The organism is Cytophagales bacterium (genome assembly GCA_033344775.1).
Taxonomy (GTDB): domain Bacteria; phylum Bacteroidota; class Bacteroidia; order Cytophagales; family Cyclobacteriaceae; genus JAWPMT01.
Genome location: JAWPMT010000007.1, coordinates 134,248 through 147,316, shown reverse-complemented (window position 1 = coordinate 147,316; position 13,069 = coordinate 134,248). Strand labels below are relative to the sequence as shown.

The window sequence follows — 13,069 nt, the reverse complement described above, 5'->3', positions numbered from 1 at the left end:
CCTTAGTTTATATCCCATGTCACATGGTAATACGAATGTAAGTGCACGAATTAAACTAATAAATTGAGCGAAACTCAAGGGGAAAAATCAGCACGTGAACGAGTACGGAATTATAGATTCCGTCAATTACAAATATCAAATTGAAAGCGTCCTTCTACTGTATTGGCATCATCAAAAGTGGCCTGCAAATAACCGATTCCCCGGAGCCCCGTGAGTTGAGTGATCTCAATGAACCCTGAAGCTGCTTGAACGGCAGCATTGCTCCCTGCTTGTTGAAAGACGAGTGATTCACCATTTTGAGGTAAATTATAATTACCGAGGCTTGATGGGATCGTAATCGTCAGATGCGTATTATTGGAATTCCCGATGGCACAAGGGTCGTCTCCAAATTCTTGTTCTGAATAAAAGGAGATACTGAACTCTTCACCAAATGGGTCTCGAATGGCTTTTCCCAGCTTAAAAGTCCAGGTTTGTCCACCAACCTGCCCATTGAGCAGAGGTAAGTCTTCTCCTAATTCATTATCACAGGCACTAAGTACCACTAAGGACAACAGCGCTATGGCAAGGCAAATACGATTCATTGATCCGCTATTTTGATATTGAACGATGAAGACTGGGCGTCTCTTGCGCCAACCGGGAATGATTTTTCAGTAAATGACAGGTTCCCTGATTTGTCGACCAGAATCACGGTACTACAACAAGTTCCATAGGTCGGTGTAGCAATGCATATAGAAGAAAGCGCCTTTTCCCACTCGTAGGGCACGCCGGTTTCCGGTAGCGCCTCATCGGACGCTTTTTGGTCATCAGTCAGCAATTCCAACAAGGAATCGACATCAATATTGGATTGAATGGACTGGCTGAAATTTTCTTTCAATTTTTCGAGCTTTGGCCAAGGCGTATCCAATAAGGCATTGCTCAACCCAAAGACTCCTTTGTCCAGGGTTCGAATTTTGTCGCCATAATTAGAAAAATAATACCCTTTGCCAGCTTCAAAAAGCAAGAGATTGAAACCATTATACAAAGCAGCTTCTTTCTCGACTTGTTCTAAATAGGGCAAAGCTGGTGTATCAGATATTAAATAATCTTTGGTTAAATCGCCACGGGTCTTTGCCGTAGCACTGATGTTTTGGGGATCCCGGTAGTTGGTAACCGCCGTAATTCTTCCTGCCCTGGTCACGCCCATCCAGGTCCCACCTCCTTTTAAGTCTCTGCCACCAAGCACATTTGGGTGATCTTCCCAAAAATCAGCATAGGAGGTAGGGCGTTCGTAAAACTCATCGCGATTAGCCACCAGGATCAATGGGTAATCAGGGTGTTCATTCAGGGCAAATGCTATCAAACACATATTCGATGCAAAAGTGCTTAATATTCCCGATTTGAAATAAGAAACCAGATTGTACACGAGACCTTTATATGGAATGCCGCCAAAAGTCAATCGGAAAAATATGATCTGCTATCATTCCGCGCTCTCCCCTGCCTTTCGTAAATTTGAAGGATGGATTTAACAATGTTGGGTTTATTGGCGATGGGTTTGGCTGCAGGTGCTTCCATCGGTTATCTCCTGTTCAAACTAAAGGCTCCACAAAAAGAAATCACGGAAGAATTGCAGCAAGCAAAGCTTGAACTCAAACTTGAAAAAGAAAGATCCGAGCGACAATCCGAAGACATTGGTAGCCTCAACTCTCAGTTGAAGGAAGAGCGTGAACAATTGCTACGTATAAACAGTGAACGTGCGACGTTAGAAGCCAATTACGAAAACATGGCCAAACGACTGACAGAGCAGAAAGAAGAATTGACCGCTCTTCAGGATCGATTTACAGCACAATTCAAAAACCTGGCCAATGAAATTTTTGAGGAAAAAAGCCTGAAGTTCACCAATCAAAACAAAACCAATCTTGACGAGCTGCTCAAACCTCTCGGCCAAAAACTAACAGAATTTGAGCGGAAAGTAGAACTCACTCATAAAGACCATGTTGAGCGAAATGTGGCTTTGCGGGAACAGATCAGTGGCCTCCGGGAACTTAATAAAAAAATGAGCCAGGAGGCTGAGAACCTCACCAGAGCACTAAAAGGAGATTCCCGGGTGCAAGGAAACTGGGGTGAATTGGTATTAGAGCGCATTTTGGAACAATCTGGTCTTCAGAAGGACCGGGAATATTTCACCCAGGAATCCATTACCACGGAAGCAGGGAAAAGATTACGTCCTGACGTGATCATCCGCCTACCAGACAACAAAAATCTGGTCATTGATGCCAAAGCTTCTTTGATCTCCTACGATCGGTACATCAATGCGGAAAATGACGAGGATCGGGATCGGTTCTTAAAGGAACACATGCTTTCGGTAAAGACCCACATCAGAAGCCTGGCCAACAAAAGTTATCACCAGCTCTTCGAAACCGGATCTCTGGATTACGTACTGATGTTCGTTCCCATCGAAGCGGCCTTTGCACTCATCATCGAACGAGGTGGTGAACTCTACAATGAAGCACATAGTCAAAATATTGTGATCGTAAGCCCAGCTACGCTGATCGCAACATTACGAACAGTCGCTTCTATCTGGAAGCATGAATATCAAAACCGTAATGCCCTGGAAATTGCCAGACAGGGAGGTCTCCTATACGATAAATTCAAGTCCTTCGTCGATGATCTCGTGAAAGTGGGACAGACCCTTAGTACGACTAAAAATACGTACGACGAGGCCATGAAAAAACTGGTAACTGGTAAGGACAATCTGGTGAGAAAGACAGAACGGCTCAAAGAGCTAGGTGCTCAGGCCAGCAAATCCATCGATGATAAAGTGCTGACCAGGGCTCAGGCCAAAACGCAATTGGAAACGCCACCAGAAGAACAATCAGAACCCGAAACTCAAGCGAACCTTTTTGGTGGCTAAATGTTGAATCTGTTAGATTTGCGCGATTTTAAGAGGAAATAGATGGAATTGACTGCTGACAATAAACTTCAAAAGTTGATCATTGTAGGTGATCGGGTACTGATCAAACCTAAAGCCGATGAGGAAAAGACCAATAGCGGGATTTACCTCCCTCCCGGCGTACAGGAGAAAGAAAAAGTACAAAGTGGTTACATCGTAAAAGCGGGGCCAGGCTTCCCTATTCCCTTACCCATGGACGATGACGATGCCTGGAAAGGTGAAGAAGATCAAGTTAAGTACGTGCCTCTCCAGGCGAAAGAAGGAGATCTGGCAATTTTTCTGCAAAAAAGTGCCTTCGAAGTGCAATACAAAGGTGAAAAGTATTTCATCGTTCCTCAGAGTTCTATCCTGATGTTAGAAAGGGAAGAAGATCTTTTTTGATTAAACAACGTCTAAATAAGTCACTCTGCTAAGGAGTATCCCGGCATGTTAGCCGGGGTATGCGTATATAACGACTTTAGTAAACAGAATTCTGAAGTTCACCTTGTTCGAAAGCATGGATATTCTCCAAAGTAGTTCTGGCGATTTCAGATAGCGCTTCCTGTGTAAGGAAAGCCTGATGTGCCGTGATTAGTACATTTGGAAAACTGATCAATCGCATGATCAAGTCATCCTGAATGATGTGCGCTGACAAATCTTTGAAAAACAAGCTTTCCTCCTGTTCATAAACATCGATGCCCAGGTAGCCGATATGTCGACTTTTCAATCCGGCAATAACATCTTTTGTATTGATCAGCCCTCCACGACTGGTATTGATCAACATAACACCCGGCTTCATCATTGAGATGGTCTGTTCATTGATCAAATGACTGGAGTCAGGAGTCAATGGGCAATGCATCGAAACAACATCACTGTTCTTGAACAGATCTTCCAGACTTACATATTCCACTCCATCTTCGGCTAACGCTTCAGAAGGATAAAGGTCATATGCCAACACCCTGGTCCCAAAACCTTTCATGATCCGGCAAAAAGCCTGACCAATCTTACCCGTTCCGATAACGCCCACGGTCTTTTTATACAAATCAAATCCCACTAATCCGTGCAAGGAAAAATTACCTTCCCGGACCCGATTGTAGGCTTTGTTCGTTTTTCGGTTCAAGGAGAGCATCAATGCCACGGCATGTTCCGCCACGGCTTCAGGGGAGTAAGATGGAACCCGAACAACCTTGATCCCCAGTTCCTTGGCTACATCAAGATTAACGTTATTAAAGCCTGCGCATCGTAACGCAATGAGTTTGATCCCGTAAGCATGAAGCCTGTCCAAAACAGCATTATCTAACTTGTCATTGACAAATGCACAAACGACCTCATATCCTTCACACAAATTGACGGTCTGCTCGTCTAATGATGCTTCAAAATAGGTGATGGATAAGTCTTGATTCGCCTGATCAAAATACTCCTGATCATAAGACTTGGTGCTAAAAAATGCGACTTTCACTGGATTCTTGCTATTCATTTTGAGGCAGCAAAAAAACCAGTTGCTGCTAAGGTGTTAGCTGACTTTTGTCAGGTCAGGAGGTGAAATGTCTGTTGTAAATAAGTCCGTCAAATGAGATCCCCCGACACTTTTAATGTAAATCAACGAAACCTTCTAAAAATTACTTTCAGTAGTTCCTTGACCTCATCGGAATTCATATCCCAATCAAATTGTCGGGCATAATTGGTCACCAGGTGTTCGACCGCATCATCAAAAGAGCCTGAATATTCAATTTCAGCCAGCGCCTTTTGAAAGGTATTCGCATCTCCATCAAAAAGCTCCTGAACAAACATGTACTTCTGATTCACAGAGACACTGCTCAGGATTGTTCCCGGTTGCTCTTCTTTTTCCAGTTTCTCCGCCAATGATTCTTCCTTGGCTTCACTGAATTGGTCATTGAGCGTAGCCGTTTCAGTCACTTCCGGTTCAGGATCGGACTCTGGCGTAGGCTCCGGAGTTAATTCCGGTTCAGGAGTCGGCTCCGGCTCTGGATCGGGTTCTATTTCATCCAAAACATCTTCCGGATCACTTGAATCTTCTTCAGGCTCATCAACAGGCTCTGGATCAGGTTCGGGTTCTTCCTCGGGCACTTCCTCGTCAACAGGGGCCTCCTCTTCCGGTTCATTAACTTCTTCTTCTGCAGCTATTGGCTCGTCTTCAACTTCAAGTGTGGCCTCTTCCTTGGGCTCCTCCGCAGCAGGTGCTTCCACTACCTCAGGCTCCAGCTCTTCCTCTTCAAGATCTTCATCGAACTGTGTGATGTCTGCAAATTCCTCTTCATCCAATAATTCCTCCAGTGTAATAGGAGCTACCTCAGACAAATTGGTAAATAGTCGTTCCTGACTTTCCGAAAGGTCTACATCGGCGAAATAATCATCGGCGATCTCGAAAACTTCCGCGTAAGAACCTGTGGCCTGTGCATTAAAAAAGTCATCGAACTCCTCGGTCAATAATTTCAAATATTTAAGAATAGGTTTTGCGTGCTTGGCTTGAAAAGTCTGCTGATCACGCCCTGCAAATTCTTGCCTCACAAAGGCCGCCGGGTCGGTTACAAGCACAAAACCTTCATCTAAAGCTTTGGAGATCAAATCTTTCAAAGTCGCGGCACTCACTTCGATGTGCTGAGAAAGCACATTCATGAACTGAACCAAGGCCTTCTTGACATCAGGATGCTTGTAGTCGAAATAAGGACTTTCCAGTCGCTTCATTTCGTCCTGCCATTCCTGAAACAGCGCCTTCATGATGAGAAAGTTCAGCTGCTTGGAAGGCGTAAGTGTCACCAGTTCTTTTCCGGATAAAGCGTCTTTCGCCTGGAAAGATTGATGAATTATTTGTTCAGTGAAGGTCTTTTTAAAACCTTTTACAAACTCAATATTAAAAAGTCTTCTCATCCAATTCTAAATTGCGACGAAATGTTGCGGATTACAGTTCGAAACCTATTAAGTAAATCTATCGATTGCAGCGATAAAAATACGAAACTGCTTCATATTTTGCTGCAACACACCGATGTGATGCATGCATGCGGGGCCAAAGGCCGATGCACCACATGCAAGGTAAACGTAATAGCCGGTCAAGAAGGTTTGCCAGAAGATTCGGAAGCTGAAAGAAAATTCCGACAATTGGGAAAACTTCTCGATCAGGAACGTCTTTCCTGTCAATTTATTCCAGTCAAAGACCTGGAAATAGAAATCCCCGATGTTTGTAAACTTCCTCACCTGAATTATATCTACTGATGTTTATAGAACCTTCTAATAGCTCTGCAATCAACCGCCGAAGTGGCTGGGTGGAAGTCATTTGTGGCTCCATGTTCTCCGGTAAAACGGAAGAACTGATCCGTAGACTGAATCGCGCATTGCTGGCCAAACAGAAAGTTGAAATATTCAAGCCCAAGGTAGACAAACGGTACTCCAAGAACGATATCGTTTCTCATAATGAAACGACAATAAAGTCTACGCCAGTGCATTTCGCCAGGGATATATTGTTGCAGTGTGACGACAGTGAGGTAATTGGGATCGATGAAGCACAATTTTTTGACCCGGATATAGTTCTAGTCACAAACGAATTAGCCAATCGCGGTAAACGTGTGATCCTGGCCGGACTAGACATGGATTTTCAAGGCATCCCATTTGAACCAATGGATAAGCTCATGTGCATCGCTGAATACATCACCAAAGTGCATGCCATCTGCATGGACTGTGGCAATGTGGCTTCCTATTCTTACCGGAGAGGGCGATCCACCAAAAAAGTAGTGTTGGGGGAAAAAGATATTTATGAAGCACTTTGTCGGACCTGTTTCCAACAAAAAATGAGCAATGGCTAGATCTCTCCTTTTTTTATACCTGTCTTTTACATGTCTGTTGAGCTATTCACAGGACATCCCGGTGGGGACCTGGCGAAATCACTTCAGTTTCAATAGCATCCAATTTGTTGCCAGTGATGGTGAACGAACTTTTGCCGCCAGTGAGTTTGCGCTTTTTCTTTTCGAGGATGAAGAAATCACCAGACTCTCAAAGATCGACGGCCTCAACGGAGGCGCAATTACCGGGCTGGCTTATGCAGCAGAAAATGACGTCTTGTTGATTGGATATGAGGATGGAGGCGTTGATTTGATTCAGGAAGGCGAGTTGATCAACCTTTCCGAGCTGACGGCTCTCAACTTCGGAACAAGTCGAGCGGTCAATGATTTCGTTATTACCGCGGACAGGGCTTATGCGGCAACAAACTTCGGTATTGCAACCATCAATCTGAATTCAAAGGAAATCACAGAAATCTTTCGTGAGATTGGCACGGATGGTGACATCCTACGAATCAGTGAGATTCTTTTCCAGGACGGAATCTTATACGCTGCCAGTAACCAGGGTGTACAAAGTGGAAATCTTGCTTCCAACTTGTTGGACTTCAACAATTGGACATTGGCAGCCAATACGATGGGATTTCAAAATATCATCGCTTATGAAAACGAAATTCTCGCCAGTCGGGACAGTGTGATTTATTCCTTGAATTCACCAATGAATACCTGGGACACCCTGAGACAAGTTTCTTTTGAAATTAATGATCTGGACGCCCTCAATAACCAACTTTTCGTTTTGGGAACTCAGGACCTTCTATTATTTGAAGGTGAAATCATTAACGACATTGCTGTTACCAGTCTTGCTGATGGTAGTGAAGTCAACTTCAACCAGGGGCAACTTTGGATAGCTGATCAAGAGAATGGCCTGATCAATATCATTGAAGGAACCGAGCGGGTGATCAGGCCAAGTGGCCCTGCTTCTGATGATATTGCTAACCTGGAGTTCGCCGATAACCTCTACGTTTTTTATGTGTCGGGACAAAATATCAATGAGCAAGATTCAACAGGTTTCGCGGTTTTTAGCAATGGGCAATGGGAGAATCAAGCAATCATCGGCCTGTACAACGTCTCAGATGTGGCCATCTACGAAGGAACGACGTACTTGAGTACACTTACGCAAGGTATTTATGACTTCACTAACTCACAGTTTGTGAATACACTCTTTACAGGGACGAATATTGCTATTCCTGCACTTGCTTCGACTTCTGACGGCCTTTACGCCATCCGACACAATGATACCAATGCGCTTTACCGGCTTAATGAAGACGCATGGGAATCCTGGACCGCCAATGAAGTCGGATCTGCTACGCTGGTAGACATGCTGCCTTCACAAGGAAATGTGCTTTGGTTGGAAGATCAAAGTAGAGGGCTGATTGCTTTCGATCCAGACAGTGAACAATTAAGGGTGATCAACGAAAGTGACGGGTTAGCCTCCCGAAATATTCAATCCCTGGTGATCGACCTGGACGATCAGGCCTGGATTGGCACTTCATCTGGCATTTCTTTTTTTGTGGAAGCGACCTTCATCTTTGACAATTTTAATGCATTCACACCCTTTTTCGAAAATCGGGTATTGTTCGATCAAGAAGCTGTAACTGCCATGGCGATTGATGGAGGTAATCAAAAATGGATGGCCACCAAAGACGGCATTTGGGTTTTTGACGAGAATGTCATCACCCTGGAAACCAGGTTCACTGCCGAAAACAGCCCATTACCCTCCAATACCATCCTGGACTTTGCCTACGATCCCAACTCAGGGGAAATGTTTATACTCACTGATCGGGGGCTGGTTTCTTACCGAACGGGATCTTCAGCTGGGAGCATAAGACACAGCAATGTACAGATATTCCCAAATCCTATCCGACCACAAGACACAGGACCCGTAACCTTACGAGGATTGGCACAGAATGCCAATATCAAGATCACAGATGTACAGGGAAATCTGATCCGGGAAATTGATGCGCTCGGTGGTACAGCCGCCTGGGATTTGCGGGATACTTCAGGTAGTCCGACGGTCAGCGGCATCTACCTTTTCTTTAGCAGTGTTGGAGGTCGTGAAGAAACCTTTGTCGGAAAGATCGCCGTAATCCGATAACTTGGCGGTTGCCCATGATCTCGAAAACCGAAGGAATTTCCATTAATTACATCAAATACAAGGACACATCCATCATCGCCAGGGTGTTCACGAGAGATTACGGGCTCCAATCGCTGATCATCAACGGTATTCGCAGCAAAAAATCCAGGAAAAACCCTGGGTATTTCGAACCATTTTCTGTCTTGGAATTAGTCTTGTATTGGAGCAAAGACAAAGACCTGCATCGATTAAGTGAGTTCCGCCCCAAACACATGCTATCCAACATCCGATCCGACATGAAAAAGAGTGCCATTACGCTCTTCTTATCAGAAGTACTGGCGAAGGTCCTGCAAGCAGAAAAGCACGAAAACATTGCCTTATTTGAATTCCTCGAAGCATCTGTAGTGGCATTTGATCATGCCCCTGAAAATGATGAGAACTTCCATCTCCAATTCCTGATCAAACTGACCACTTTTCTTGGATTCGGATTTGAACCCAGTTTGATCCAGGAGCAATTTGTCACGGGTCATGCCACGCAGATTGATGATTTTACGGAATCACTATCTAATGAGGATTTTTTCGCACCTATTGCTGCCTCTGGAAAAATGCGCAGTGAAACACTGGATATGATCCTGAAATATTATCAATATCACCTGGGTCATGCGTTGGAAATACGATCATTGGAAGTCTTGAAAAGCGTATTTCGCTAAGCGCTTTTCCGACAAGTCCTTCTTCGGTAATTTTGAGGGCCGAGACCATGGAGAAAAAATCACATTTTATTGTCATTGAGGGGCTGGACGGTTCCGGAAAGTCAACCGCCACTAAACGGTTGGCGCATCTATTGGAAACACAATATGGCAAAAAAGTCAAACAGACTTTCGAGCCTCATGATGATTCAGTAGGTGGTCAATATATCCGACAGGTCCTGACAAAAAAAATCACTGATTTTCATCCAAGGGTGCTCCCTTTATCATTCGCTGCCAATCGCTTAGACCATTGCTCCAGGGTCATCAACCCGTGGCTAGCTACGTCTGAAGATCATGTGGTGCTTTGCGACCGGTATTATCTTTCATCGTTAGTTTATCAAAGTTCTGATGATTTCGATATGGAATCGGTTTATCAATTGAATGAAAAAGCGATCCGACCTGACCTCATCTTGTTTTTTGATGTGTCCGATGAGATCTGCTACCAGCGAATGGCGCACCGAAATGAGGATCGGGAATTGTTTGAAGAGAACCTGGCAGTTACACGTACCAAATTTGAAGCTGCAAAATCTTTTCTCATAAATAAAGGAGAAAATATCATCGATATTGATGCCAGTGGCACTCCGGAAGAGGTTGTCAACCTATTGATCAAAGCGATTGCTGGACATTTCACAGCATTACAGCCAATCAATTGACATCCTTTCAAACAGAAAATATGAATGCTGAATAAGCTTTTTTTCAGGCTTTAGCATATTTTTAAATATCTAATCACTTCGAGATGAAACCTATCTTATATCAGGAAATACCTTCGCTTGACCTGGCGGACTTCAAAGAAGGAAATGAGGAATCAAGAAACAAGTTCGTAAAGGCACTGGGCGATGCCTATCAAAATATTGGATTTGTTGCCATCAAAAATCATGGACTGTCCGATGAATTAACGGCTAAACTCTATGAGTCCATTCAAAAGTTTTTTGGCTTGGGTGAGGAAACAAAAACACGATATGAATTTCCTGAGCTCTTCGGCCAACGAGGCTACATCAGCAAGGGGAAAGAAAAAGCCAAAGGACGCAATACGGGCGATCTGAAAGAGTTTTTCCATGTCGGACAACCTGACGATCAGAAATTGCCCGAATACCCGGATAACATCTGGCCAGAGGAAGTGGCTGAAATGGAAGCTTTGACCACCAAGGCCTACCGGATCCTGGAAGAAGCTGGTCTGTCCATGCTTCGTGCCATTGCGATCCATCTCGGACTGGAGGAAAATTATTTCGATGACAAGGTTCGATCTGGCAACAGCATTTTAAGGGCAATTCATTATTTCCCGATCGAGAATCCGGATGAGATCCCTGCAGATGCCGTGAGGGCAGCAGAGCATGGAGATATCAACCTGATCACTTTACTGATGGGTGCCAGTGCCGACGGCCTTCAGGTTTTGAGAAGAGACGGAGAGTGGATCCCAATTACGGCGCTTCCCGATCAGATTGTGGTCAATGTAGGCGATATGCTTTCGAGGCTCACCAACAACAGGTTGAAATCGACGATCCATCGGGTAGTCAATCCTCCCAAGGAATTGATGAAAACCAGTCGTTTTTCCATTCCATTCTTCATGCACCCCAAAGCATCTATGGACCTCACTTGTCTGGAGAGCTGTGTTTCGGAAGAAGAACCAAAATTGTATGAAGACATGAGTGCTGGAGAATTCCTGGATGAACGACTAAGAGAAATCGGTTTGAAAAAATAGTATGGCCATCCGGCGAGTCAGGAACATAATCTTTCTTAGAGATGTCCTCATCCTCTCCGTAACCGCCTTCGGAGGTCCACAAGGTCATTTAGCCATGGTCATTGACATGATGGTCAAGAAGCGTGGCTACATTGACGAACAAGGTCTGATTGAATTATATGCTTTGTGTCAGATATTGCCCGGACCCACTTCTACTCAAACGATCACTTCGTTGGGCTTCCGCATTGGAGGTCCTGCATTGGCCTATATGACTTTGTTGGTTTGGATGTTTCCTGCCTTCTGTATCATGACCAGTGCCGCACTCGCTGTGGACTTCATGCAGGAAATGAACATTTCCCTGGAGTTCCTGAGGTTTATACAACCCATGGCTGTAGGGATTGTGGCTTATTCAGCCTACCGCATTTCCAGTAGCGTGATCTCCTCCAGGGTCGGATACTTCCTGATGATCCTATCGGCCTTTATCTCTTACTTCCTGAAAAACCCATTTATCTTCCCTTTCCTTTTGCTAGCTGGGGGAGCGGTGACAGCTTCCAGATACAAGAAGCAACCGATCGAAGAGAAAAGCGGATTCAAAATCAAATGGACCAGCATGTTCGTCTGGATTGGCGTGATGTTCGGCGCATTTGTGCTGTGGCAACTGACTGAATGGGCACCTATCCGAATTTTTGACAATTTCTATCGAAATGGCAGTCTCATCTTTGGTGGGGGCCAGGTCTTGGTCCCGCTACTGTTCACTGAGTTCGTAGAATTCAAAAAGTACCTGACTTCCGAGGAATTTATTTCGGGATATGCCTTTGTTCAGGCCATCCCAGGCCCAGTGTTTTCTTTCAGTTCCTATGTAGGTGCATTAAGCCTTAGAGAATTGGGCATTGGCGGACAAATCCTTGGTGCTTTCCTCGCCACGGCCGGCATATTTTTGCCTGGCACCTTTTTTATCTTCTTCGCCATCAGGTTTTGGGATAGCCTGAAAAAATACCGTGTAGTAAAAGCTTCTTTGGAAGGCATCAATGCCGTGAGTTCAGGAATGGTGATGGCCGCCACTTTCTTGTTGTTTGAAAGTATTGAAGCCTCAGCAGTCAATTACATCCTTATGCTAAGTACTGCATGTATCATCTTCTTCACTAAAATCCCAACTCCATTTATTATCCTTGGTGGATTGCTCGTCGGGATTTTATTGCAATAAAAAAACCCAGGCGATCAGGCCTGGGCGGTGATAAACATTTTTTTGTAGGTCGGCTATTAGTTTCCTGTCTCTGCAGGTGGGTCAATGCCCAACTTCGCCAGGATAAGTTCAGTAACATTGTATTGCTCATCCGCATAAAGCAATACGTCAAGGCCCGCAGCTCCTGAACTAAATACGTGGGTGTACTGATTTTCTTCCGCCACTTCTTTGATCGCATTACCTACTTTTTCTACTAGTGGAGCGAGCAATTGATTTCGCTTCTGAAGCAAAGAAGTCTCAGCATCAGCCTGGAATTTTTGGATGTTTTCCTGTAAACCTTGCAACTCACGCTCTCTATCTGCTCGCACTGCTTCGATCATTGAAGCTGCGTTTTGCTGGTAGTCAGCGGCTTTTGCCTGAAACTCCTGATATTTTGCCTGAAGCTGATTTTGTAGTTGTGTTTCGTATGCCTTGAGATCTGCTTCGACCTGCTTCGCCTCAGGCAATAATGATAGTACATACTCCGCGTTCGTGTACCCAATCTTCAATCCCTGGGCATGCAAGCTTCCAACCGCCATCAGGGCGAAAAAGCCAATGAAAAATTTCAGTTTCATAATTAATTATTGTTCGTC

General features: G+C 44.6%; 14 protein-coding genes. 9 read left to right on the top strand and 5 right to left on the bottom strand.

The features are described 5' to 3' along the window. Positions 1-122: 122 nt before the first annotated feature. On the bottom strand, positions 123-581 hold the full coding sequence (locus R8G66_32660) for a hypothetical protein (protein ID MDW3197176.1): 459 nt from the start codon (positions 579-581) through the stop codon (positions 123-125). Next, positions 578-1,345 carry an NRDE family protein gene (locus tag R8G66_32655; GenBank protein MDW3197175.1) on the bottom strand — a complete coding sequence of 256 codons (768 nt, stop codon included), beginning with the start codon at positions 1,343-1,345 and terminating at the stop codon, positions 578-580. Before R8G66_32655 ends, R8G66_32660 begins: the two co-directional genes overlap by 4 nt. 150 nt (positions 1,346-1,495) lie before the next feature. Here R8G66_32655 and rmuC point away from each other — a divergent pair, with 150 nt between their 5' ends. Then, positions 1,496-2,890, top strand: coding sequence for a DNA recombination protein RmuC (gene rmuC / locus R8G66_32650; protein MDW3197174.1), 1,395 nt, complete (start codon positions 1,496-1,498; stop codon positions 2,888-2,890). A 42-nt stretch (positions 2,891-2,932) separates the two neighbouring features. Continuing rightward, entirely contained in the window at positions 2,933-3,310 is a 378-nt protein-coding gene (locus tag R8G66_32645) for a co-chaperone GroES family protein (GenBank protein ID MDW3197173.1), read from the top strand. 76 nt (positions 3,311-3,386) lie between these two features. On the opposite strand, the gene R8G66_32640 is transcribed toward R8G66_32645, so the two are convergent. After that, a complete protein-coding gene (locus tag R8G66_32640) occupies positions 3,387-4,385 on the bottom strand; it encodes a 2-hydroxyacid dehydrogenase (protein ID MDW3197172.1) in 999 nt (332 codons plus the stop codon). Between the two features lie 122 nt (positions 4,386-4,507). Beyond that, a complete protein-coding gene (locus R8G66_32635; GenBank protein MDW3197171.1) occupies positions 4,508-5,797 on the bottom strand; it encodes a hypothetical protein in 1,290 nt (429 codons plus the stop codon). 21 nt (positions 5,798-5,818) lie between these two features. Here R8G66_32635 and R8G66_32630 point away from each other — a divergent pair, with 21 nt between their 5' ends. From R8G66_32630 to chrA, 7 genes are all read left to right on the top strand, one after another. Beyond that, positions 5,819-6,139, top strand: a complete 321-nt coding sequence (locus R8G66_32630; GenBank protein MDW3197170.1) for a 2Fe-2S iron-sulfur cluster-binding protein — start codon at positions 5,819-5,821, stop codon at positions 6,137-6,139. Further along, positions 6,139-6,726 (top strand): thymidine kinase, encoded by a 588-nt coding sequence (locus tag R8G66_32625; GenBank protein ID MDW3197169.1) that lies wholly within the window; start codon positions 6,139-6,141, stop codon positions 6,724-6,726. Before R8G66_32630 ends, R8G66_32625 begins: the two co-directional genes overlap by 1 nt. Next, the gene (locus R8G66_32620; GenBank protein ID MDW3197168.1) at positions 6,719-8,851 is read left to right on the top strand and encodes a hypothetical protein; all 2,133 of its coding nucleotides are present in this window, start codon (positions 6,719-6,721) and stop codon (positions 8,849-8,851) included. The genes R8G66_32625 and R8G66_32620 overlap by 8 nt, the downstream gene beginning before the upstream one ends. 14 nt (positions 8,852-8,865) lie before the next feature. Next, positions 8,866-9,540, top strand: a complete 675-nt coding sequence (recO, locus tag R8G66_32615) for a DNA repair protein RecO (GenBank protein MDW3197167.1) — start codon at positions 8,866-8,868, stop codon at positions 9,538-9,540. A 47-nt stretch (positions 9,541-9,587) separates the two neighbouring features. Then, on the top strand, positions 9,588-10,229 hold the full coding sequence (tmk, locus tag R8G66_32610; GenBank protein MDW3197166.1) for a dTMP kinase: 642 nt from the start codon (positions 9,588-9,590) through the stop codon (positions 10,227-10,229). Positions 10,230-10,312: 83 nt separating this feature from the next. Continuing rightward, positions 10,313-11,275, top strand: coding sequence for a 2-oxoglutarate and iron-dependent oxygenase domain-containing protein (locus R8G66_32605; protein ID MDW3197165.1), 963 nt, complete (start codon positions 10,313-10,315; stop codon positions 11,273-11,275). 1 nt (position 11,276) lies between these two features. Beyond that, positions 11,277-12,458 carry a chromate efflux transporter gene (chrA, locus tag R8G66_32600; GenBank protein MDW3197164.1) on the top strand — a complete coding sequence of 394 codons (1,182 nt, stop codon included), beginning with the start codon at positions 11,277-11,279 and terminating at the stop codon, positions 12,456-12,458. A 56-nt stretch (positions 12,459-12,514) separates the two neighbouring features. Here the strand turns inward: chrA and R8G66_32595 are convergent, their stop codons facing one another. Then, positions 12,515-13,051 carry an OmpH family outer membrane protein gene (locus tag R8G66_32595; protein ID MDW3197163.1) on the bottom strand — a complete coding sequence of 179 codons (537 nt, stop codon included), beginning with the start codon at positions 13,049-13,051 and terminating at the stop codon, positions 12,515-12,517. Between the last annotated feature and the right edge of the window lie 18 nt (positions 13,052-13,069).